22 protein-coding genes and 1 pseudogene are annotated in these 22059 nt (G+C 68.4%); 10 read left to right on the forward strand and 13 right to left on the reverse strand.

The window, feature by feature from the left end; translation table 11 throughout:
- Nucleotides 1-246: 246 nt before the first annotated feature.
- Nucleotides 247-1308 carry a hypothetical protein gene (locus OG394_RS31380; protein ID WP_328990781.1) on the forward strand — a complete coding sequence of 354 codons (1062 nt, stop codon included), beginning with the start codon at nt 247-249 and terminating at the stop codon, nt 1306-1308.
- 281 nt (nt 1309-1589) lie between these two features.
- Nucleotides 1590-1949, forward strand: coding sequence for an NADH-quinone oxidoreductase subunit A (locus OG394_RS31385; RefSeq protein ID WP_328990782.1), 360 nt, complete (start codon nt 1590-1592; stop codon nt 1947-1949).
- A 28-nt stretch (nt 1950-1977) separates the two neighbouring features.
- On the opposite strand, the gene OG394_RS31390 is transcribed toward OG394_RS31385, so the two are convergent.
- Together OG394_RS31390 and OG394_RS31395 are read right to left on the reverse strand one after the other, a co-directional pair.
- Entirely contained in the window at nt 1978-2379 is a 402-nt protein-coding gene (locus tag OG394_RS31390; protein ID WP_328990783.1) for a hypothetical protein, read from the reverse strand.
- A 46-nt stretch (nt 2380-2425) separates the two neighbouring features.
- Nucleotides 2426-3313, reverse strand: a complete 888-nt coding sequence (locus tag OG394_RS31395; RefSeq protein ID WP_328990784.1) for an ornithine cyclodeaminase family protein — start codon at nt 3311-3313, stop codon at nt 2426-2428.
- A gap of 225 nt (nt 3314-3538) precedes the next feature.
- Here OG394_RS31395 and OG394_RS31400 point away from each other — a divergent pair, with 225 nt between their 5' ends.
- Entirely contained in the window at nt 3539-3751 is a 213-nt protein-coding gene (locus OG394_RS31400; protein WP_328990785.1) for a hypothetical protein, read from the forward strand.
- A 6-nt stretch (nt 3752-3757) separates the two neighbouring features.
- On the opposite strand, the gene OG394_RS31405 is transcribed toward OG394_RS31400, so the two are convergent.
- The 5 genes from OG394_RS31405 to OG394_RS31425 form a co-directional block, all read right to left on the reverse strand.
- Nucleotides 3758-4870 carry an FAD-dependent oxidoreductase gene (locus tag OG394_RS31405; protein WP_328990786.1) on the reverse strand — a complete coding sequence of 371 codons (1113 nt, stop codon included), beginning with the start codon at nt 4868-4870 and terminating at the stop codon, nt 3758-3760.
- Between the two features lie 28 nt (nt 4871-4898).
- Nucleotides 4899-5597, reverse strand: a complete 699-nt coding sequence (locus tag OG394_RS31410; RefSeq protein WP_328990787.1) for a TetR/AcrR family transcriptional regulator — start codon at nt 5595-5597, stop codon at nt 4899-4901.
- 85 nt (nt 5598-5682) lie between these two features.
- Nucleotides 5683-8580 carry an ATP-binding protein gene (locus OG394_RS31415; protein ID WP_328990788.1) on the reverse strand — a complete coding sequence of 966 codons (2898 nt, stop codon included), beginning with the start codon at nt 8578-8580 and terminating at the stop codon, nt 5683-5685.
- 182 nt (nt 8581-8762) lie between these two features.
- The gene (locus tag OG394_RS31420) at nt 8763-9047 is read right to left on the reverse strand and encodes a hypothetical protein (protein WP_328990789.1); all 285 of its coding nucleotides are present in this window, start codon (nt 9045-9047) and stop codon (nt 8763-8765) included.
- A gap of 221 nt (nt 9048-9268) precedes the next feature.
- Nucleotides 9269-9409: a hypothetical protein gene (locus tag OG394_RS31425; RefSeq protein WP_328990790.1), complete on the reverse strand. Its 141-nt coding sequence runs from the start codon at nt 9407-9409 to the stop codon at nt 9269-9271.
- A gap of 165 nt (nt 9410-9574) precedes the next feature.
- Between OG394_RS31425 and OG394_RS31430 the strand changes: the two genes are divergently transcribed.
- Nucleotides 9575-10075: a VOC family protein gene (locus OG394_RS31430; protein WP_328990791.1), complete on the forward strand. Its 501-nt coding sequence runs from the start codon at nt 9575-9577 to the stop codon at nt 10073-10075.
- A gap of 26 nt (nt 10076-10101) precedes the next feature.
- Nucleotides 10102-10908: a MerR family transcriptional regulator gene (locus tag OG394_RS31435; RefSeq protein WP_328990792.1), complete on the forward strand. Its 807-nt coding sequence runs from the start codon at nt 10102-10104 to the stop codon at nt 10906-10908.
- 379 nt (nt 10909-11287) lie between these two features.
- On the opposite strand, the gene OG394_RS31440 is transcribed toward OG394_RS31435, so the two are convergent.
- The 5 genes from OG394_RS31440 to OG394_RS31460 are packed head-to-tail and all read right to left on the reverse strand — an operon-like array spanning nt 11288 to nt 16089.
- A complete protein-coding gene (locus OG394_RS31440; RefSeq protein WP_328990793.1) occupies nt 11288-12202 on the reverse strand; it encodes a PfkB family carbohydrate kinase in 915 nt (304 codons plus the stop codon).
- Nucleotides 12199-13356, reverse strand: coding sequence for an ADP-ribosylglycohydrolase family protein (locus OG394_RS31445; RefSeq protein ID WP_328990794.1), 1158 nt, complete (start codon nt 13354-13356; stop codon nt 12199-12201). The genes OG394_RS31440 and OG394_RS31445 overlap by 4 nt, the downstream gene beginning before the upstream one ends.
- Nucleotides 13353-14069, reverse strand: coding sequence for a GntR family transcriptional regulator (locus OG394_RS31450; RefSeq protein WP_328990795.1), 717 nt, complete (start codon nt 14067-14069; stop codon nt 13353-13355). The genes OG394_RS31445 and OG394_RS31450 overlap by 4 nt, the downstream gene beginning before the upstream one ends.
- The gene (locus tag OG394_RS31455; protein WP_328990796.1) at nt 14066-14638 is read right to left on the reverse strand and encodes a cysteine hydrolase family protein; all 573 of its coding nucleotides are present in this window, start codon (nt 14636-14638) and stop codon (nt 14066-14068) included. The genes OG394_RS31450 and OG394_RS31455 overlap by 4 nt, the downstream gene beginning before the upstream one ends.
- A complete protein-coding gene (locus tag OG394_RS31460) occupies nt 14635-16089 on the reverse strand; it encodes a purine-cytosine permease family protein (protein ID WP_328990797.1) in 1455 nt (484 codons plus the stop codon). The genes OG394_RS31455 and OG394_RS31460 overlap by 4 nt, the downstream gene beginning before the upstream one ends.
- A 219-nt stretch (nt 16090-16308) precedes the next feature.
- Here OG394_RS31460 and OG394_RS31465 point away from each other — a divergent pair, with 219 nt between their 5' ends.
- Entirely contained in the window at nt 16309-16881 is a 573-nt protein-coding gene (locus tag OG394_RS31465) for an NADH-quinone oxidoreductase subunit B (protein WP_328990798.1), read from the forward strand.
- Complete coding sequence (locus OG394_RS31470) at nt 16878-17780, forward strand: NADH-quinone oxidoreductase subunit C (RefSeq protein ID WP_328990799.1); 903 nt, start codon at nt 16878-16880, stop codon at nt 17778-17780. Before OG394_RS31465 ends, OG394_RS31470 begins: the two co-directional genes overlap by 4 nt.
- A 171-nt stretch (nt 17781-17951) precedes the next feature.
- Here the strand turns inward: OG394_RS31470 and OG394_RS31475 are convergent, their stop codons facing one another.
- Nucleotides 17952-18818, reverse strand: a complete 867-nt coding sequence (locus OG394_RS31475; protein WP_328990800.1) for an SDR family oxidoreductase — start codon at nt 18816-18818, stop codon at nt 17952-17954.
- A gap of 106 nt (nt 18819-18924) precedes the next feature.
- On the opposite strand from OG394_RS31475, the gene OG394_RS31480 reads away from it, so the two are divergent.
- From OG394_RS31480 to OG394_RS31490, 3 genes and pseudogenes are all read left to right on the forward strand, one after another.
- Nucleotides 18925-19884 (forward strand): complex I subunit 1/NuoH family protein, encoded by a 960-nt coding sequence (locus OG394_RS31480; RefSeq protein ID WP_328990801.1) that lies wholly within the window; start codon nt 18925-18927, stop codon nt 19882-19884.
- A gap of 147 nt (nt 19885-20031) precedes the next feature.
- Complete coding sequence (locus OG394_RS31485; protein WP_328990802.1) at nt 20032-21522, forward strand: alkaline phosphatase family protein; 1491 nt, start codon at nt 20032-20034, stop codon at nt 21520-21522.
- 221 nt (nt 21523-21743) lie between these two features.
- Nucleotides 21744-21959: pseudogene (locus tag OG394_RS31490) on the forward strand (4Fe-4S binding protein); the annotation flags it as partial.
- Nucleotides 21960-22059: the final 100 nt, after the last annotated feature.

Consider the following 22059-nt stretch of genomic DNA (forward strand, 5'->3'; position numbering starts at 1 on the left):
CGGAAATCAGTACGCCGTTTTGGGTGGTGGCGCACCGCTGCCTCCCCTGTACCTTTCATGTTAGTTCGCCCTAATAGAAGCAGCGTCGTCGTCCAAGGCTCGGAATGTCGCGGATCGCCTTGACGAGTCCTGCGCGACTACTGAGGGCAGTCGACCGCTTGCCATTCGGAGCCGCAAAGGGGAGGCTGGCCCGATCCATTTGTGTCACGGCCGGGTTGTGCCACCGGTTCTCGAGGGAGTTTCACCATGGGCCAGCGCCCTTTCGCGGCTGTTCGAGCTGCCGCTGTCTTGCTCTGCGCGTTACTACTGGTGCTGCCGGTCTCTGCTTCGGCCTCGGTGTCTGCGCCCGCTCCTACCGTCGTAGGCCTGACCGGCCCGACAGCAGCGTCGTACGGCGCCACTGTCCGGGTAACGGGCTACCTGCGCACCAGTCCGGGTGGTGTCGCAATCACCGGGCAGAAGGTCGTCATCCAGCGCAGTCCGCGCAACCAGAACAAGTGGATCGCCCTGCGCACCATCACCACCGGCAACGGCCCCTTCGCGTTCGACGTGACCCAGCGGACGGCGTACGACTATCGCGCGGTCTACACCGGCACTACGGCGTACAAGCCCTCCACGAGCGCCATCTACTACCCGGCCACCCTGCGCAAGGTAATCCTCGACACGATCAAGACCACCGACTACACCAAGGGCCGGCTGCAGGTGACCGGCCGGGCGTACCCCGCAGGCCCGAAGGTCTACCTCCAGCGCTGGGTCGCCGCCACCCGTACCTGGAAGACCATCGGCACCTACTCCGGCAGCAGTTCGTCAGTGACGGTCAACGCGAGCGTAGGTGGTTCCGTCCTGAGCTACCGCCTCTACTCGCCTACGGCCTTCCCGTACGGCGCGGGGTCCTCGGTGGCGAAGTCTTTCCAGCAGTTCGTGTGGCGCGGGGTGTTCAAGCGACCGCTACTGGCGCGCGGCGGCACGGGCAATCCCGAGTTCAACGTCATCCCGGCTAGCGAGGTGCCCGAGTTGTCCGAGGCAGACCTGCTCGCCGACCGCGCCGGCACCGTCTGGGGCGACCTCAACACCCGCGGCTGCACCCGGATCAGCGCGTGGTTCGGCAACCTCACCGACGGCAAGGTCCGAACCTCCCTGCTCAACGGCACCAAGGTCATCGCCGCCGTAGACCAGCCCCAGGAATCCGAGACCCAACTCATCCGCCCCCTGGCCGGCTCCACCCGAACCCGCCTCCAAGTCCAAGACCAAAACTCCGGCTACGGCCCCTCCGTCTCCACCAACACCCACGTCCTCTGCAACAACTAACCACCCAACCCGCACGCCTTGGGACTCGGCGACAACGCGCGCGCCTCGGCTTGGCGACAACGCGGCGCGCCTTGGCCCCGGCGACGACGCGCGCGACTTTGACTTGGCGACGAGTGGACTTGTTTTGCGCCCCTGCCTTGGCCGGGTATGGCTGTGAGATGGGTTTTCCTGGGGATGGAAGGGGCGCAAAACAAGTCCACTCGTCGCCAAGTCCGGAACGACCAGTCATCGTGGCGTCCGTACCCACGCCTTTCGAACGAGCCGACGATTAGGGTGGGGGTATGGAGGCGTATGGGGTGGTCGCGGCTGTGGTCGTGCTCGGCCTGGGGGGATTGGTCGGGGCGTTCGCGCTGAACAAGGCGTTGACGGTGACCCACGCGACGCCGGAGAAGCTCACCACTTACGAGTCCGGTGTGGACCCGGTGGGGGAGGGGTGGGCGCAGGCCCATATCCGGTACTACTTGTTCGCGTATCTCTACGTGATCTTCGCGGTGGACGCGATCTACCTGTTCCCCTGGGCGACGGTTTTCGCGCTGGCCGGGTTCGGGGTGGCGAGTCTGGTGGAGATGTTCGTGTTCCTGGCGTTCGTTGCGGTCGGGCTGTTGTACGCCTGGCGCAAGGGCGTCCTCTCCTGGACCTAACGCCCGCGCCGCAGGCCGCAAAAAGAAGCTAGTTCTGCTTGGCGCACTGCTTGCGGAAGGCGGCCGCTGCGGCTTCGCGGGTGGCCTTGTTCGCAGTGACCAAGGCGTCGGCGGCGATGGCGAGGTTCTTGACCGACTCATCGGAGCTGTTGCGGTAATGACCGATCGCGCGACGCAGGGGTGGTTCGATCACCTTGCGCTGGGCGTCGTTCGCGCTGAAGTACGCGTTGCCGGCGTCGCAGAGCAGCTTGGCCGCGGCGTCCGCGTCGACGTTCGCGTCGGGCAGCTTGGTCGGGATCTCCGGCATGTCGAACTTCGGCACGCTCACGTCCGGTACGTCGGGCATGGCCGGGGTGTTCTCACCACAGCCGCTCAAGGTCAGACCAAGCACCAGTGCCACCACTGCCGTCGTACCGCGCGCCACGCCCACAGCAACTCCTCCAATAGGTACTACCAAGCATCCCAGCTAACAGAGGTCAGGCGAGCAGGCTCGCGACGGCCCAATCCTGGGCGGCAAGACCAACCGACTTGAAGACGGTCCGTCCACCGGGAGCAGGTGGAGAGTTAAGGGCGGCGCCAAGCTCGATGGGTTCGACCGGGAGGCCGGCCGCGAGTGCGTCGATGATCTCGCCCGATTCGGCCAGCACGGCCTCGAGCTGGTCGACCACCACGACCGAGGCGTCCGCGAGCAGCTCAAGCGGAAGCTCGCACATGGACGGCCGGAAGGCGCCGATCGCGTTCACGTGGACCCGCTCGGGCAGGGCCGACAACTCGAACAGCGGAGTGGCCGACGACGTCGCGCAGCACACCACGTCCGCGTTGCAGATGGCCTGGTCGATCGACGTACCGGCGGTGAATCGCACCTCGGCATATTCATGCGCCAGTACGGCGGCCAAAGTGGATGCGCGGGTCAAGTCCCGGCCGACAACGATGACGTCTTCGATCGGCCGGACGGCGAGTACGGCGCGGACCTGGTCGGCGGCCTGGGCGCCCGTTCCGATCAGCGTGAGCCGGGTCGCGCCCGGCCGGGCCAGCAAGTCGGTCGCGACGCCGACGACCGCGCCGGTTCGCAAGGTGGTGAGGGTGGCGCCGTCCGCGACGACCTGGCCGCGCGAACCGGTCCAGACCACGGTCGCCTGGACGGCGGGATCGCGATCGAGGTCGATCCCGATCGTCTTCACCACGGCCGTCCGGGTGGGCGAGTGGTACGCCGACATGACCAGCACCCGCCCGTCGCCGAAGACCTCCCGGGGCGGCAGCACGAAATGGCCGGCCTGGAGATCGAGAAACGCCTGCCGGACGGCGCGAACCGCCTCCGCCATCGGCACGGCTCGTCGTACCTGCTCCGCGCTGAAGGACTTCACCACGTTGATGTAACAGCACGCCACGCCTGCGGACAAACGGCGCCGATGGGTTGCCCAGAGCAACGACGAGACAATTGTTGCCTCGTCACCCGGAGTGATTGCCCGACTCAACAAATACGAGCATTCGTGTGCGTTGAGTAACGGTAGGCCACGGAGTGTTCGCATTCATGTTAGATCATGGTTAAGCTGTCACTCGGGGGAACGGGGAGAACACGGGGAGATGTGATGGCGTGGCATTACTGGGTTCCGGTGGCGGCAGGTCTGCTCCTGCTGTTCGCGATCATCTGTGCGGTGAAATTCCACCACGCCTCGCAGGTTTTCGATCAGCTGGTCGACGGCATCGACCAGGCCCGCGATGACGAGCTGGCCCAGCGCCGCGGTCGGCACGCCGCCGGCCTGATTCCGCACTCACCGCCCGCCCGCCACCGCCACCACTGACCTGATTCAGGCCGCGTGGTAGCCGGCCATCATCTCGACCAGGCCGGTCGGTGCGTCTGGCGCGAAGCAGAGGTCCAAGCCTAGGGCCGACAGCGCCGCGGCGGCTTCACTTCGGGGGAACAGGGCCTGTTCGTAGGTGGTGAGCGCTGCATCGAGATCGCCCGGATTCGCGGCGATGGCGGCCGCGAGCTCGGCGCCGTCGATCATGGCGAGATTCGCGCCCTCTCCGGCGAACGGCGACATCAGGTGCGCCGCGTCGCCGAGCAGCGTCACGCCCGGCACCCGATCCCAGCGATGCCCGATCGGCAAGGCGTGGATCGGACGCAGCACGAGCGGGCCGTCGGCATCGGCGATGAGCGCGCGCAGGCTCTCGTCCCAGTCCTCGAAATGAGCTAGTACGTCGGCCTTGGTCTCGACGCCCTCGGCCCAGTCGGCCGGCGCCAGCAGAGCGACGTACACGTGCAGCTTGCCGTCGGTCTCCAGGTGGGAGAGGAACCCCTTCTGCTCACCGAGCGCGAACATCATCCCGTGGCCGGCCAGCGCCAGACTCTCCGGATGGCGGTTGGCGGCATCCAGCAGATTCAGCTCGACGAACGACAGCCCGGAGTAGCTCGGCTCGGCCGCGGAAACCAGCGGGCGCACCTTCGACCACGCGCCGTCGGCTCCGACCAGAAGATCCGCGCTGAACCGGCTGCCGTCGGCCAACTCGACCTCAAACCGGTCGTTGCGCCGCTCGACCGCGACGACCTTCGAGCCCCAGCGGATCATGCCGTCCGGAAGGCTCGAGAGCAGCAGGTCGCGCAGGTCGCCGCGGCTGATCTCCGGACGAGTGCCGTCGTGCTTCTCGTCCTCGTGCTGCACCGTGGCGAATTTGTCGAGGATGCGCATGGCGTCCCCGCCTTCGTGCACGAGTGCCCGGAATCCCTCGAACAGACCGGCGGCCCGGAGCGCGGCCTGGCCGGTCTCCTCGTGGAGATCGAGCATGCCGCCCTGCGTCCGGGCCGTCGGTGAGGCGTCGAGCTCGAATACGGCGGCCTCGATCCCGTGCGTGTGCAGAACCCGGGCGAGGGTCAGCCCGCCGAGGCCGGCTCCGATGATGGCGATGTTGTGGTGGGTCATGGCTCCAGCTCCTGGTTCGGTCGTTTGTCTAAGTGGATTCCCCGGGTCGCGGAGTGTGCGTGACGCCGCGGAGCAGCACGCGGAATCCCCAGGCCAACCGGTCCGGCCCCGGCCCGGAAAGCAACTCGGCACCAAGCCCGGCCACCTGCGGGTAGGTCGCGGGCGACGCACCACTGATCGCTGCCGCCAGCGCGTCATCCAGATCGGCCGTATCGACTGCCCGGCTGCGACTCGCCTGCTCAGCCGCGGCCGCCGTACCGAACAGCAGCAGCAGATCGACCAGCCACGCCGACCGCGCCGGCTTGACCCCGCCATCGCTCAGCAGCGCGAGCAGCGCCTCCAGCAGCGCGAGATACCGCCGACCGGATGGGCGGGTCACCAGGGCGGACTGTGCGAGCCCCGGGTGGCTGAACAACACCGTCGTGTACGACGTGAGGATTCGCACCACCCGGTCCTCCCAATCGCCCGCGCCTTTGCCGGCGGTCGTGGCCGGGGTGAGGTCGACCTGGATCAGTAGTTCGTCGAGCACGGCCGCATGCAACTCGGCGGTATTGCGGACGTACACATACAGCGAGGCAGGCCCGGTATCGAGCTCCTGCGCGAGCCGTCGCATCGTGACCCGCTGCAGGCCTTCGCTATTCATCAGTTCGACGGCGGTCGCGATGATCCCGTCCCGCGAGAGGGCCGGTTTGGCCGGCCGCTCTCGCCTGCTCCGTGGTTCGCTCATGCCATCCACGATAACGAACATGTTCGTTACGAACATGTTCGTACGGTAAGAAGTGACTAAGAAGTAGGTGAGTGGTGGAAGGCGCTTAGAGCAGGCCGGTACGACGGGCCACGGCGGCCGCCTCGGTCCGGCTGCGGACGCCCAACTTGGCGAGGATGTTCGAGACGTGCACGCTGACCGTCTTCTCGCTGATGTAGAGCTCGCGCGCCAGCTGCCGGTTGGTCCGGCCCTCCGCCAGCAGCGCGAGCACCTCGGTCTCACGCCCGGTCAGAGCCGTATTGGCGTCCGTACTCCCCAGCTCCGCGAGCAGCGGCTTGGCCCCCAACCGGCGAGCCACCTCGGCCGCGAGCTCGACCTGCTCGTTGGCGTCGGCGATCCGGCCCGCGGCCCGCAACGCTTCGGACAAGTGGGCGCGGCAGCGGGCCTGCTCGAAGACGTAGCCATAGCCGAAGGCCTCGACCGCCCGCTCCCATGAAGCGACGAGCTGCTCCGCCGTCGGCGCGTCGATACCCGCCAGCCAGCGGAGGCGATGCCACTCCGCGTCCAGCCGCGCCAGCCAGGCCTGTCCCTCGACCCCGAACGTCCGGCCCGGCGGCAGGCCCTTCTCCGCGACCGTCCGGCCCAGCTCGACCAACTCGGCGCCCTTGGCAACCAACTGCTCGCGCGCGGTCTCGGTGACGACGCGATGGCTGAGCACCTGGAGCTCGAGGCTGCAGAAGCGGACCCGGGCCATGAACCACGGCGTCTGGAAGACCTCGGCGCAGAGGTCCGTCGTGTCCTTGAGCATCTTCGCGGCGTCAGCCGCCCGATCGAGCTGCAGGTACGCGTCGACGGCAGGCCCGATCCCAACGATCGGCACCATCACGTCCAGACTCCACGCCTTACGGCGGTCTTCCAGGTCGGCCGCCACGGCGGTATCACCCCGCCCACCGCGAATGCCCAGGCTGACCGAAACGAGCGACGCCTCGGCAACGGTCGGCGCCGAATCCACCGCCGCGACGGTGGCGGTAGCGGCATCCCAGTGGCCCAACGTGAACTGGGTCAAGGCAAGCATCCGCCGGGCGTCGAACCCGTACACGGCCCAGTGCCGGCCGAGCTCGGTCGCGCGTTGGTACGCCGCGGTGAAGGCCGTCAGTGCGTTGAGCAGATCGCCAAGGTCGTACCGGATGGCGCCGAGCAGGAATCGACTGCGCACCTCGGCCGCGGCGTCACCCGCGAGACGAGCCTGTACGGCGGCCTCCTCGAGCTGACGCATGGCCGTCTCCGGATCGCCCGACCGCCTGCGCAAATGGGCCAGCGTGATCGCGGCATCGCTCGCGGCGTCCTGGTAACCGGCCTGGGCGGCGACCTCGAGGGCCTCGTTCGCCCAGCGTTCGGCCTCCATATCGCGGCCGATCGCCCAGGTCGTTCGGGCGTGCAGCGCGAGCACTTCGGCCCGGAGCCGGTCCGTCTCCGAGCTGGTCAACCGGATCGCGAGCGTACTGGCCTCGTGCGCTTCGTTGTCCTGGTCGATCTCCAGCGCGACCGTCCCGAAGGTGACGAGCAGCTGGGCCCGGCTCCGGTCCGGCGCGTCCGTGGGCAGATCGGCCAGCGACTTGCGCATCAGCTTCAGCGCGCGCGGCTGCTGCCCGGACAAGGCGGCCGCCTTCGCGGCGGCGCAGATCAGCCAGATCTTGTCGACGGTCGACTCGGCCGTTGCGTTGGGCAACAACTCGAGCGCCATCTCGTAATGCTTCATCGCCTCCTGCGGCGCGGCCACCGACATCGCCTCGTCCCCGGCCCGGACGCGCGCCTCGAACGCCGTACCCAGATCATGCGATCGGGTGGCGTGCCGCGCGAGCTCCGCCGCCGTACCGGCCACGGTCTGCTCTTCCAGGGCCGTCGCGTACGACGCGTGCAGGCGAACGCGCTCGCCCGGCAGCAGATCGTCGTACACCGCCTCGGCCAGCAAGGCGTGCCGGAAGTAGTAGCCGGATTCGCCCGGGTGCTCGATCACGTGCGCGTCGATCAGCTCGCGCAGGGCCGTCTCCAGCTCGCGCTCGGGCACTCCCGCGACGGCGCTGAGCAGGGTATGCGGCACCCGGCGACCGGCCACGGTGATGACGCGCGCGACCTGGCGAGCGTCCTCGGAGACCGCGTCGAGGCGGACCAGCAGCAGGTCGGCCAGCTCGGGCGGTACGACGCAGGGGTCGCCCAGACTCGAAGCGGCGACCAGCTCCTCGGTGAAGAAGGCGTTGCCGCCCGCGCGGTCGAGAATGCGCTGCACCTCGCGCTCGGCCAACGGCTCGGTGAGCAGGGCGGACAACAACGCGCGCGACTCGTCGGCGTCGAGGGGCAGCAGGTTCAGCCGGTGGACGCGGGGGATTCGGGACCACTCGCCGATGACCCGGCGCAGCGGGTGGCGCCGGTGCAGGTCGTCACTGCGGTACGACACCAGCAGGGCGATCCGTTGCGAGCTGAGCCGGGTGAAGAGGAATCCGATCAGGTCGCGGGTCGAGTCGTCGGCCCAGTGCGCGTCCTCGATCACCAGCAGCAGCGGTTCGGCGGCGGCGATCGCGGTCAACGCCCCGAGCACCGCGTCGAACAGGGCCGCGCGATCGATCGGCGCGTCCTGCGGGGTGGCCGGGGCACCGATCAGCCGGTGCGTCGGCAGCAACCGCCCGATCGCCGGGTAGTCGGCGAGCAGACCTTCGACCAGCGCCGGCTGGTCCTGCGCGAGCCGGCCGAAGATCTCGGTGAAGGGCAGGTACGGCAGCTCGGCATCGCCGAAGTTGGTGCAATGGCCGACGAGTACGCCGAAGCCTCGCTCCTGCGCACCGGTTGCCACCTCGTCCAGCAGGCGGGTCTTGCCGACACCCGCGTCACCGGCGAGCAGCAGCGCGCCGGCCCGGCCGGTACGTGCGTCGTCCACGGCGGTGAGCAGGGTGGCCATCTCGGTCGAGCGGCCGACGAGAGGTGTCGAAGTCCAGGGCACGTCGTCCATCTTCGCCCCTGGCGCCGACACCAGTCGACGGCAGCCCACCTTGGTCACGTCTTGCGCTGGTCCGGAGCGCGCTGGTCCGGGGTGCTTTGGTCCGGGGTGCTTTGGTCCGGACGCCGAACCGCCCCCGGTCGTCGTCCCCACTTTGCGGGGGTCCGAGCGATCGAGGGCGGTGTCCAGCGAGATCATGCGGCGTGCGTGTGTCGGAATCCGTGCCGGGCGTGCCGCGGCCGGGCCGTCACGACCTTGGCCGCCTTGGCGGTCGCAGCCGGTACGTCGACCGTGGCGTGCGCGGCCTGGGCTGCTTCGGCGACCCGCGCCTCGGCGGCCTGGACCGCCCGCTGTGCCCGGGCCTCCTTGGCCTCGGTACGGCGCTGCCGCCAGGCTGCGGCCTGGGCGAACTCCCGCGTGATCCGCTCTTGTCGGTAGGCCATCTCCGCACGAGCGGCCTGGGTGGTGGTGTACATCATTTGGTGTGCCTCCTGGCTGGTGTTGCTCGACTCCTTGTCGATGTCCCTACAGTGCTCGTCTGAGGCCCTCCGCCACATCGGAACAACTCCCTATCCACCGCCCTAGACCCTCCCTATCCCGGCACACCCGCCGCCCTAGCAGGCGGGAAAAGCGAAACGCGACCGCGGCTGGTGGGCCGGCGGTCGCGTTGGGTGGATGGGTGGTGGGCGTGGGCCCGGGATCATGCGCTGTGACGGGCCCGCAGGTGTAGGAACCGGCGATGGAGCGGCTCGGCGTGCTTGGCCGTACGGCGGTAAGAGCGGGCGAGCTGCTCCTGACGGTAGGAGATCTCGGCCTGGGCTACCTGGGTGGTGGGGAACATCGTGCGCCTCCTGGCGATTGTTGCCTCGACTCCTTGTCGATGCCCCTAATCTCCTGTTCTGAGGATCAGCCGCACATCAGTACAACTCCCTATCCAGCCCATCAGCCCTCCCTATACCCGCGCCGACTTGACTCTTACGTCGCGTGAGGCTCCACCGTTGGGGGCATGGCAGATCACTACTCCGCGTTCGAAATCAGTCCCGTTCCGCCGCCCGCACTCGACGCCGTACCGCCCGAGGTCTATCAGGGCATCTACGGCATGCCCATGTTCGTCACCGTGCCGACGTCCGACCTGGCCGCGTCCGCCGACTTCTGGATTCGCGGGCTGGGCTTCATCGACCTGTTCACGATCCCCGGGCGGGTCACCCACCTTCGGCGTTGGGCGTTCCAGGACGTACTTCTGGTGCCGACGGGCCGATCCGCCGAGGTTCCGGCGATGACGGTGAGCTTTGCGTGCGTACTGAGCCAGGTCGACGAGATCGCGGCCGCCTGCACCGAGCTGCTGCCCGGCTGCACCACCGGTCCACGGCAGACCCCGTGGAACACGATGGACTTGGAAATCGTCACCCCGGAGAACGCCCGGGTCATCCTGACCGCCGCCCGCCCTCAAGACGCTGAGAGCGCCCGCTACCTCGAATCCGTCGGCATCAAAGCCCCGGAGGCATGAGGCTCTGGCCTGTCAGACTGGACGGCATGTCCGACGACGCCCTGGCACCCGATGGCATGACTGTCGGGTCCACGGCGGCGCTCGTCGGCGTGACCGTTCGTACGCTCCATCACTGGGATGCGATCGGCCTCGTCCGTCCGTCTGAGCGCAGTCATAGCGGCTACCGGCTCTACTCGCCGGCCGATGTCGCTCGCATCCACAGAGTCCTCATCTACCGCGAACTCGGCATGCCCCTGGACGGCATCGGTGACCTGCTCGACGCCGAGGCGCCCGACGCGACCGCGCCACTGCGGCAACAGCGCGAGCAACTGGCCGAACGCATCTCCCGCCTGCAAGGGATGCTCAACGCCGTCGACCCCATGATCGAGGCCACCAGCGCCGGGATCCTGCTCTCGGCTGAGGAGCAAGTCGCGATCTTTGGCACGGACTGGCAGCCGTCGTGGGTGGCCGAGGCTCACGATCGTTGGGGTGACACGCCTCAGTGGGCTCAGTACGCCGAGCGCTCGGCGCATAGGACGGCCGAGGACTGGCAGCAGATCGCGGAAAACACCTCGGTCCTCACCGCTGACTTGGCTGCGGCAAAACGCGCGGGCGTCACTCCGGGCAGCGCCGAGGGCAACGCGCTCGCCGAGCGGCACCGGGCCTCGATCGGCATGTACTTCGACTGCAGTCATTCGATGCACGTGTGCCTGGGACGGACGTACGTCAACGACCCCGGGTACGCGGCCTACTACAACGCCATCGAACCCGGCCTCAACTCCTGGCTACGCGGCATCATCAACGCGAACGCCCGTTCGCGAGGAGTCGACCCCGACACCGCGACCTGGACCTGACTCGGCCTTGACTACCGACAGCGCCGGCGTGCTCGGTGCGTCGGCCTTGGGAATGCGCTCGCGGGTGAACCAGCCACCGCGGCGGAAATCGCGCGCAATACGTTCCTGCCGGTAGGCGATCTCGCTTCGTACAAAGTCGATGTGGACGTACATGGCATCCTCCGAAAGCTCGTCGTCGATGCCCCGACTCTGCGCCCCTGAGGTACACCCCCACATCCGCACAACTCCCTATTCCACCAGCACGCCCACCCTTAGACCGTTCTTTGCGTTCATTCGTCGCAATCCGCCCTCTGCCCACCGTCTGCCGGTGCGGGCCCGCTGAGCTGGAGGGCGGATTGCGACGAATGAACGCAAAGAACATGCGCTCGGCGGGCGAGCCTTACGTGGTGAGGAAGGCGTTCAGTTCGGTGCTGGTGGGGGCGGTGGCGGGGCCTCGGCGGGTTACGGCGAAGGCCGCGGCGGCGTTGGCTCGGGTGGCCGCGGTGGTGGGGGCGAGACCGGCGGCGAGGGAGGCGAGGAAGGCGCCTGCGTGGGCGTCGCCCGCGCCGTTGAGGTCGACCGCCTCGACCTTGAAACCGGGGACGAGCTCGGGCTCGGCATCCCGTACGGCGAGGAGGCATCCGCGCGGACCAAGTCGTACGACGACACCCTGGCGACCGGTGCGTTCGAGGAGGGCGCGAGCCGCTTCATGGGCAGAGGCCAACCCGGTGAGGTCGAACGCCTCGCGCTCGTTGCAGCTCCACCAGTCCGCACGAGCCAGTACGACGGCCAGGTCGTCCGGGGGGACCTGGTGGCCGAGCGGCCCGGGGTCGACGTACACCTGGACGTCGTCGGGGATCCGCCCGAGCCAGGGGACGAGCGCGGCCCGGTTGGACGGGTGCATCAGTCCGTAGCCCGAGAGGTAGACGAGTTCGCCCGGGCCTGGTTTCACCCGGTCTAGGTCTGCCGTCGTGAGGGTCGATTCGGCTCCACGGCTGGTGATGAAGGTGCGTTCGCCGTCGTCCTCGACCAGGGTGACGACGAATCCGGTGTCGAGGCCCGGGCTGATCGGCTGGAGCACATCGATCCCAGCCTCGGCCAAGGCTGTGCGGGCGAGGTCGCCGAAGGGGCCCGTGCCGTGGGCGCCGCCATACCCGACCGGCAGGCCGAGTCGGACCGCCGCGGCCATCACGTTGAACCCGCCGCCGGGCGTGGTCGCCGTACTGCTCGCGATCACGTCACCACCGCGGCCGGGCAGGTCGTCGACGGTCAGCACGAGGTCGATCACCACGTTGCCGAGGTGCAGCAGCTTCACGAGTACCTCAGGGCCAGGAGCTCGCGGGCGAGGTCGTCAAGCCGCAGGTTGTTGACCTCGGCAACGGTCTTGCGGGCCTCGGACGGGAAGGCCTCGGCGCCGTGGCAGGCGCCGCTGATCGCGCCGGCCATCGCGCCGATGGTGTCGCAGTCGCCGCCGACCGACGCGGCCAAACGGCAGACCAGCCAGGGGTCGTCGGGATAGGCGGCGAGGATCGCGAAGGCCGCGGGCACGGATTCCTGGGTGGCGAGACTGGTGCCGACCAGGTCGTACACGAAGGCCGACACGGCACCTGGGCAGGGAGGGCGCCCAGGTGCCGTGCCGGTCGAGGGACGCGCGTCCAGGGAGACGCCGTCCGCCGGAGTGGTGTTCAGGGAGACACCCTCCGGGGAAGGGCGGCCCAGGGGAAGGCCGCCCGTTTGGTCAGAGGCCGTTGCGCCGGCTGAGCTCGTTAGGTCAGAGGTTGCGGCGAAAGCGGAGGTGGCCCAGGCGATGCGGGTGGCGACGTCCGCGCCGGCGACCCAGCGGCCGCGTTCGGCGCCGAGGCGGGCGGCCTCGATCCCGGCCGCGATGGCCTCGGGCACGGTCGCGCCTTCGACGCCCGCGCTCACTGCGGCCGCGACCGCCGAGGCGCCGGCCAGGGCAAGACCGGTGTTGTGGGTGGCGGCGCTCGCCTCGACGACGCGATCGACCAACCGCGGCAGATCGGCGTACGACGTCGCGATGCCGACCGGCGCGATCCGCATCGCGGCGCCGTTCGTCGTACCGAATCGGCCGGTCTCAGTGATGTCCGTACCGGCGAGCAGTTCGGTGATGGCGCGTTTGGTCGACGGCCCGAGCAGGTCGAGCGAACCGCGCTCGCGCATCGAGTTCTCCCAGGCGAGCAAGCGCTGGGCCAGCTCCGTTCCGTCGATCCGGCCGCCGGATGCCACCAGCAGTTCGGCCAGAAGTACGGCCTGTTCGGTGTCATCGGTGATCGCGCCCGCGGGCAGGCCGGCGGCCAGGGGCTGGTCCGGGGGTGCAGGGTGGAAGCCGTCCAGCACCTCGCCGTACCGCTCGACGATGAGGGCCCTCGGCAACGACTGGGTCGGCATCCCGAGGGCGTCGCCGATCGCCAGGCCGTACAGGGCTCCCGCGGCCCGATCGGTGCTCACTCGCCCTCGCTGTAGTTCAAGGAGAGCTCGAAGTGGTTCGGATCGAGCAGGCTGTCCACTTGTTCGGCGAAGCGCTCGTCGGCGGTCCAGCTGACCCGGCGGGTGTGCAGGAACCACTCGCCCGGCTCGCGGCCGAGGAGATCCGCCTCGCCCTCATCGATGGCCCGGCCGCGGAGGCGTTGCTCACCGTGGTGCAGGTGGATGCCGACCTTGTTCAGGGTGGCGGTGATGGAGTCGTCGTCGAGCCCTCGTTCGGGCACGTCCCGCAGGCCGTCTACCGCGGGGATGCAGCTGCGCTCGATCGAGATCGCGGCACCGTCGACGATCGCGCGGACCCGCTCGATCACGATCACGTCGGGGGAGTCCAGCCGGAGCCGCTCGGACAGCTCGAAGTCCTTCTCCAGGGCCAGCCGCAGTACCCGCACGTGGGTGTTCACGCCGTGCTGCGCCAGTGCGTGCGCCCAACCGAGCCGGTCGTCGAGGGGCCGCCCGTCGAACAGGACGAACGACCCCTTACCGGTCCGGGTGGTGATCAGGCCGGCCTCGTTCAGATCGGCCAGCGCGGCCCGGACGGTGTTGCGGCTGACGGCGAACCGTCGCGCCAGCTCCACCTCACCGGGCAACTGCGCGCCACTGCGGACCTGGCCGGAGCGAATCTCCTTGGCCAGGATCGCGGCGATCCGCTCGTGCTTGAGGCTGACCCCACGGATCACTGGTGTTGTACCTCCAGTCCGTCGCGCTCCAGCACGCCCGCGACGGTCACCACCTCGAGCAGCGGCGCGTACAGGTTCATCACGTCGAGGGCCTTGCGGTGGCTGCGCTCGTCTACACCCGCACAGGCGTCCGCGACGACCTGCACGTGTACACCGGCGTCGACTGCCGCTAGGGCCGTCGAGAGCACGCAGCAGTCGGTGGAGACGCCTGCGAGGACTAGACGATTACCAGCGCCTACCTGCTCTGCAAGTTCGTATCCCCACTTGCTGAAGGTAGTGGCGTCGATAGTCGGTTGGCCTTCGCCTAAGCCGTCAACCAGTTGGTACGCGTACGAGTCGGGTGGCTGAAGTGCGAACGGCCAAGCCTCGTAGTACTTCTCCCAGGCACCATGCGGCTGGTCTGGCGCGATGAACCGGGTGAAGATCACCCGAGGCGCCATAGACGTCACAAGCTCCTGGATCGGACCGACGATGTCGTCGAAGCCTGGGACGGCCCAACGGCTCTCCGACTCGGCGAAGATCCTCTGCATGTCGATGACCGCTAGTAGCGGTGCCTGTTGTTCGGTCATGCGCTGACACTCTCCTGTGCTCGGACCCGGCTACGGCCGGCGAAGTACTGGATGAGGAAACCGGCGACCAATGCGAGCAGTACGCCGATGTTGGCGAACGCCCAGGCGCCCTCCTTGCCGCCGATGACGCCCAGGAAGTAGCCCTGCCAGGTGAGCCAGGGCGCCGCGGCGTTGGTCACGAAGCCCCAGCCGATGGCGGTGGCGCCGACCACGGTGAGCACCGGCAGCCAGTTGATGTCGCCGTACCGGCCTCGGGGGTCGTAGAGATCCGTGTCGGAGTAGTCGCCGCGGCGAGAGGCGATATCGGCGAGCATGATGCCGCACCAGCAGGCGATCGGGACGCCGAGCGTGATCAGGAAGCCCTGGAACTGCCAGATGAAGTCCGTCGTGAAGAAGACGATGTAGACGGTGCCGATGATCATCAGGGTGCCGTCGATCAGCGCGGCCACCCAGCGCGGTGCCTTCAGGCCGAGCGACAACAGCGAGAGGCCGGACGAGTAGATGTCCAGCACAGCGCCACCGACGAGACCGAGGATCGCGACGAGCGCGAACGGCACCAGGAACCAGGTCGGCAGCAGCGCGGCGAGTGCGCCGATCGGGTCAGCAGCGATGGCTGTGCTGAGGTCCGCCGACGAACCGGCCAGCAGCAGACCGAAGAAGAGCAGCACGATCGGCGCGATGGCCGCACCGAACGTCGTCCACCCGACCACGCCCTTGGACGACGAGGAGCGCGGCAGGTAACGCGAGTAGTCCGCGGCGGCGTTGACCCAGCCGAGACCGAAACCGGTCATCAGGAAGATCAGCGCGCCGATCACCGCCTGGGTGGAACCGGCCGGCATCGACGAGACGGTGTCCCAGTTGATGGTGTCGGCCACCAGCGCGACGTACACGACGGTGAGCACGGCGGTGACCACCGTGATGATGGTCTGCAGTCGCATGATCAGGTCGAACCCGAGCACACCACTGAGGACGACCAGCGCACCGACGACGATCAGCGCGATCAGCTTGGTGGCATCGCCACCGCCCCAGCCGAGCCGCTCGAAGATCGTTGCCGTCGCCAACGTCGCGAGAATGGTCAGCACGGTCTCCCAGCCGACGGTCAGCACCCAGGAGATGAACGACGGCAGTTTGTTGCCGCGGACACCGAACGCCGCCCGGCTGAGCACCATCGTCGGCGCCGAACCGCGCTTACCGGCGAGGGCGACCAGGCCGCAGAGCAGGAACGAGAAGACCACGCCGATCAGGCCGGCGAAAACCGCCTGCCAGAAAGAGATCCCGAAGCCGAGGGTGAAGGCGCCATAGCTGAGACCGAGCACGGAGACGTTCGCGCCGAACCACGGCCAGAACAGATCTCGCGGGCGGCCCTTGCGCTCGGCATCGTCGATGACGTTCAGACCGTTGGTTTCAACCGACAGCGCCCCGGTGGTTTCCGGGACCAGCTGCTCGACCATGCTTGTCTCCTCTTGGAACAGGACGCGGGAACAGGCCTGCCGTGGGCTGGCCGGATGAACCTGTTCAGTCCTGTTCAGTCACGCTAAGTTCGCACTCGTCACTAAGTCAAGGTGGTGCGGGTGGCCTTAACCCGCCTCTTTCAGGCCTGTCCGATGCCGGACCCACGGGTGTTTCGGGCTGAGCCGTGGGGCGGGCGTGGGCGCGGGTAGGCTTTGGTCGTGCCGACATCAGACAGCGCGGTCCACCTGCCGACGCCCACCGTTGGGCCGCCGCAGGTCGGAGCACTGGCCCGGCTCGCGCCGACGCCGGTCCGCTACCTGCTGAACTGGGGCCGCAAGTACTCGTTGTGGGTCTTCAACTTCGGCCTGGCCTGTTGCGCGATCGAGTTCATCGCGGCGTCGATGGGCCGGCACGACTTCATCCGGCTCGGCGTGATCCCGTTCGCGCCCGGTCCGCGGCAGGCCGATCTGATGGTCGTCTCCGGCACGGTGACCGACAAGATGGCGCCCGCGATCAAGCGGCTGTACGACCAGATGCCCGAGCCGAAGTACGTGATCTCCTTCGGCTCCTGCTCGAACTCGGGCGGTCCGTACTGGGATTCGTACTGCGTGACCAAGGGCGTCGACCAGATCATCCCGGTGGACGTCTACGTGCCCGGCTGCCCGCCGCGCCCGGAGGCGTTGTTGCAGGGCATTCTCAAGCTGCAGGAGAAGATCGCCGGGCAGAACCTCGAAGATCGCTACGAGCCGTCGCCCCAGGCGCTGACCCGCGGTCTGGTGCTGCCGAAGTGACCGCCGACGCCGTCGCCCAGGCGACCTCCGTCCTCGCGGAAGCGGGTATTACGGCCAGCCCCGCGGAGAGCTTCGGCCCCGGAGCGCTGGATGTGCCGGTCGAGTCGTGGGTCCGGGCGCACGAGCTGCTCCGCGACGAGGTCGGGCTGACCTTCTTCGACTTCCTCACCGCCTCGGACGAGCTGGCCGACGGCTTCCGCATCGTCACCCATCTCGCGGACTTCTGGGGCGGCCTCCACGTCGAGCACGTGCTGCTCCGAACCCTCATCCCCCGTACGACGCCCCGCCTCGCCTCCCTCACCGGGGTCTACGCGGGAGCGGACTGGCATGAGCGCGAGACGTTCGAGATGTTCGGCATCGACTTCGAGGGCCACCCGAACCTCATCCCGCTGCTGCTACCCGACGGCTTCGAAGGCAACCCCCTCCGCAAGGAGTTCATCCTCGCCTCGCGCGTAGCCAAACCCTGGCCCGGCGCCAAAGAACCCGGCGAATCCGACCACGCCACCCCACCCGCTCCCGCCGCAGCCGCCCCTCGCGCCGAGGCACCTCCCGCACCTGCCCCTGCCGCCGAAGCCGGCACGCCGACCCCGGCCGCCCCAGCTGCAGAGGCTGGTACGCCGTCGACTGATGCGGCACCTCCCGCGCGAGCGGCAAAGAAAGCCGGCGCCCCAAGCCGCCGCCGAACCCTGCCACCCGGTGTCCCGGACCCGGAAAACTGGGGCCCTCGCCCACCCGGTTCCCCCGACCCGGACCCGCTGGCCGCAGCCCAGGCATCCGCCGCCCCCGCACGCCCGCGCCGCACGGCCGGCGAACGACGCGCACCCGGCGAACGCCGTACCGCCAAAACCACCGAAGCGCCCCCGCCCCCTGAGACCCCGCCAACCGAGGGCGACTCGTAAGAGTGACTAGGCGGCCGACCGCCCTGCACACCGCATACGCAATTTGTGGACAACCCTCCCGCGAGGTGCCTCGTTGTGGGCGCCCTATGGATGGTCCCGCGACGGTCGGACACGACAAGCGGGAGGGATGTCCACAAAATCGGCATTTCGTGTGCAGTCCGACCTGGATGCCTACCGGTCGGCCGCCTGCGTTGTCGTCAGCGGGCGGAAGGCCTCGGCGTGCTCCTGCGCCCACTCGCGGTAGGTGAGGGCGGGGCGGCCGAGGACGTCCGCGACTGTGATGAGCGCGGGCTCGGGGGAGTCGACCAAGGACGCCCAGTACGGCATCGCGGCGTCGGCGAATACCTCGCCCAGCTTTTCCACCAGCTCGGCGCGCGCGTCCTCGGGAGCGACGTCCACCACCTGCAGCGGACGGTCGATGACCTCGCCGATGATCCGGATCTGCTCGCGCTGGGTCAGCGTCTCCGGCCCGGTGAGCTCGAACTTCTCGCCGACCCGCCGGTCCAGCAGAGCGCGAACCGCGACCGCGGCGATGTCCCGCTCGTGGATGAGCGAGCGGCCGGCTTCGGCGTACGGCAGCCGGACCTCATCGCCGAGCAGGGTCTGTGCGGCCCACTCGAGCGTGTTGGTGGCGAAACCGCCGGCGCGCACGAAGGTCCACTCCAGACCGGCCTTTCGTAGCAGCTCCTCGATCGCGCCCCAGACGCCATTGGCTTCGGCAGGCTGGTCGTCCTTTACCGCAGTGGCAGACAGGTAGACGACATGGCCCGTGAGCCGTTCGACCACCTTCTCCACACCGTCTGGCGAATAGAACGGCCAGAGGAGGAAGGTGCCGTCCGTCCCCTCGACCACCGCCGAAACAGATTCCGCATCGGTCAGGTCACCCGGCACCAGCTCGACCCCGGGCGGCAGACCCGCGAGGCTTGGATTGCGGACCAGGGCTCGCACCTGTACGCCGTTCGCGAGCAGGCCGTCGACCACGTGCCGGCCGACGTTGCCGGTGGCGCCGGTTACCAGGATGGTGCGTTTCCCGTTCATCGAAGAACCTTCCAGTCGATCGTCGTGAGGCGGTCGTCCGCCTCCGCGCCAACACTCGTGCCTCAACAAAGGTTGAGGTCAAGCGGGAACCGTTAGGCTCTGCCGCATGGAGCTGATCGGCGTGCTGGAGTTCCTGCTGCGGGTGGTCGGCGTGATCGTCGCGTTCCTGGTGTTGCCACTGGTGGTCGGGCAGACCGAACACAAGGTGATGGCGCATATGCAGTCACGCCTCGGCCCGATGTACGCGGGCGGTTTCCACGGCTGGGCCCAGCTCGTCGCGGACGGCGTGAAGTTCGTGCAGAAGGAGAGCGTCACCCCGGCCGCCGCCGACAAGCACGTCTTCGAGTGGGCGCCGGTCGTCGCGATCCTGCCGTACATGGCCGCCCTCGCCGCCATCCCGGTGATGCCCGGCATCGTCGCGGCCGACCTCGATTCGGGTCTGTTCTTCGTGCTCGCGGTGATGAGCATCGGCGTGCTCGGTTCGCTGATGGCGGGCTGGGCCAGCGGCAACAAGTACAGCCTGCTCGGTGGTCTCCGGGTCGCGGCGCAGCTGATGAGTTACGAGCTGCCGTTCGTGTTGTCGGCCGCGAGCGTGGCCGTCGCCGCCGGGACGCTGAGCCTCACGGGTATCGCGGAGGCCTGGAATCCGTGGTGGTTGTTGTGGCAGCTGCCTGCGTTGTTCGTCTTCTTCGTGGCGGGTTTGGCGGAGTTGCAGCGGCCGCCGTTCGATATGCCGGTGGCGGATTCCGAGGTGATCTTCGGGCCCTACACGGAGTACACCGGATTGCGGTTCGCGATGTTCCTGCTCGCGGAGTACGCCGGCATCGTGGTGCTGGCCGGTCTGACCACCGTCCTCTTCCTCGGCGGCTGGGCCGGTCCCGGGCCCGACTCGCTCGGCTGGTTGTGGACGTTGCTCAAGGTCGGAGCCGTCTCGGTCCTCGTCATCTGGATCCGCGTCGCCTACCCCCGCCTCCGCGCCGACCAACTCCAACGCCTCGCCTGGCAAGGCCTGGTCCCCGTCGCCCTCCTCCAACTCGCCCTAACCGGCATCATCGTCGCCCTCTAGCCCTCCCTCTCCCTTGCCGCCGTCTTGACCCGGCCCGAAGTGGGATTGCAGCTGAGAGTTCACCGCCAGGCCGTTGACCCTTAAGCCCGGCCTTTGACAGGTTGGTCCGGACCAATTCACCGAGCCTCTCGTGATCCGAGGAGTGCCGTGAAGAGATCCGCCGCCCTGTTCGCCCTGGCCACCCTGACTGCCGCCACCATCGCGGTCCCAACCAGCTGGTCCAGCCCAGCCGCGAAGACCCCGAAGGTGGTGGTGATCGGCATCGACGGCGCCATGTTGTCGAAGATCCAGGCCTTCGACACCCCTGCCCTGAAAGGTCTGATCGCGTCCGGCCAGGCAACCCGGACCAGTCTCTACGCCCAACCATTCGCACCGACGCTGTCCGGCCCCGGCTGGGCGACGAACGCGACCGGGGTCTGGCCGGACAAGCACAAGGTGAAGAGCAACAGCTGGGGTACGTCGACCGACCTGTCCCGCTATCCCGACTTCCTCACCCGGCTGGAACGCGCCAAACCCGCGCTCTCGACGTACGCCATCGCGGACTGGACGCCGTTGACCACGAACAGCGCGGGTCAGGCGATCTTCTCCGACGAGGTCCAGCGCAAGGTCACGCTCGACGGTGACGCCCTCGGCTGGGCGCAGGCCGACGCGCGGATCGGTGCCGAGGCCGCCGCCTATCTCAAGGACACCGGCCCGGACGCGTCGTTCGTGTACTTCGGTGATGTCGATATCGCCGGGCACAGCTGTGGCGCGGCCGGTGCCTGCTACCGGAAGGCGCTCGAGCAGACCGACCGGCACATCGGCGGACTGCTCGCGGCGGTCAAGGCGCGGCCGACGTACGCCGACGAGGAGTGGACGTTCCTGGTCACCTCGGACCACGGCCATACCGACGCGGGCGGGCATGGCGGCAATACGCCGGCCGAGCGCGCGTCGTACGTCATCAGCAGCGCGAAGGCCGTCGGGGGAGCGGTCAAGAACGTCGACATCGCGCCGACCGTGCTCGCGAAGTTCGGCATCACGGCCGCTGAGCTGGATGGCCGGCCGATCGGTACGGCGTCCAGCGATCCGTTCGACGCCGTTACGCTTCAGCCGCGCGTTGACGAGACCGGCATCCCGGCGGACGTGCTCGGCTGGTCCCAGACGACGCCGGCCGGTTGGGGTATCGACAACTCCGCGATGGGCACGGGCGGCATGCGCGAATGGCGTGGCTGGTCCTTCACCACGGACGACTTCTGGACCCGAACGCATGCCGGTCAACAGCGCGAGAGCAACGTCCGGGCGCGCGGGGTCTTCGCTGTCGCCGACTCCGACGAGTGGTCCGACAAGACCCGAACCGGCTTCTTCAACAGCAAATTGACCTCACCGGCGTACGACGTCCAGGGTGCGGGCAAGGCCGTGATCAGCTCGCACTACCTGAAGAGCGGCAACGAGAAGGCCTCGGTCCTGGTCTCGTTCGACGGCGGTGCCGCCCAGACGGTGCTGACGTACGGCGGTGACGTGATCGCGAAGTCCGAGCGGCTCGAGGTGGCCGTGCCGTCGGGCGCGAGCCGGATGACGGTCTCGTGGACTCTGACCAATGGCGACAACGACTGGTACTGGGCCGTCGACGGTCCCCAGGTGACGAAACTGGCCAGCTGAACAGAGGGTCAACAGCCCTGATCGCCGCATCGGGGCTGTTGACCCACTAGTGTCATGTTTCAGATAGCGATGACGGAGGAGGAGGCGTGGCTGTACCAGGTAAGGGACTGATCGACGGCCTCAAGGTGACGGCGAAGACGCTCGCCCGCCGTTCCGTCACCGAGCAGTATCCGGACGTCCAGCCCGAGCTGCCGCCGCGGACGCGGGGCGTGATCGCGCTGATGGAGGAGAACTGCACCTCCTGCATGCTGTGCGCGCGGGAGTGCCCGAGCTGGTGCATCTACATCGACTCGCACACCGAGACCGCGCCGTCGGTCGGTGAGCAGGCCCGCGAGCGCAGCCGGAACGTGCTGGACCGGTTCGCGATCGACTTCTCGCTCTGCATGTACTGCGGCATCTGTATCGAGGCCTGCCCGTTCGACGCGCTGTTCTGGTCACCCGAGTTCGAGTACGCCGAGACCGACCTGCGCAACCTCACCCACGAGAAGGACCGGCTGCGCGACTGGATGTGGACCGTGCCCGCGCCCCAGCCCATCG

The organism is Kribbella sp. NBC_01245, from assembly GCF_036226525.1.
Lineage (GTDB): Bacteria > Actinomycetota > Actinomycetes > Propionibacteriales > Kribbellaceae > Kribbella.